Source organism: Kushneria phyllosphaerae, from assembly GCF_900312995.1.
In the GTDB taxonomy this organism is placed as follows: domain Bacteria; phylum Pseudomonadota; class Gammaproteobacteria; order Pseudomonadales; family Halomonadaceae; genus Kushneria; species Kushneria phyllosphaerae.
Genome location: NZ_ONZI01000030.1, coordinates 1 through 425, shown reverse-complemented (window position 1 = coordinate 425; position 425 = coordinate 1). Strand labels below are relative to the sequence as shown.

1 protein-coding gene is annotated in these 425 nt (G+C 68.9%); it reads right to left on the bottom strand.

Annotation, left to right across the window (positions count from 1 at the left end):
• Nucleotides 1–425 (bottom strand): condensation domain-containing protein (locus tag KSP9073_RS17315; protein WP_207771518.1); only part of this gene is annotated, 425 nt, incomplete at both ends.

Sequence of the window (425 nt, the reverse complement as noted above, 5' to 3'; positions counted from 1 at the left end):
CCTCCGGACCCACGCCCAGTTCCACCAGGCGCTGGACCCGGCGATTGGCCTGGCTGTCGAGTTCGCCATAGCTCAGCCGCTGCTCGCCGAACAGCACCGCAATCGCCTCCGGCGCTCGACGCGCCTGCTCCGCGACCAACTGGTGGACGAACGGCCGGCTCGGATAGTCCTCACCGGTCTGGTCCCAGCGCGCCAGCAGCAGGTCCCGCTCGGAACGATGCAATAGCGGCAACTCGCCAACACGACGCGCCGGCTCGCGACAGATCGCCTCCAGCAGGTTGCGCCAGTGTGCCGCCAGGCGCTCCACCGTCGACGGTTCGAACAGGCTGGTCGCGTAGATCAGCGACGCGCTCAGCGCGTCACCGCTTTCATAGGTATCCAGGGTCAGGTCGAACTGCGCCGTCGCGCTCGCCCGCTCCAGCGCC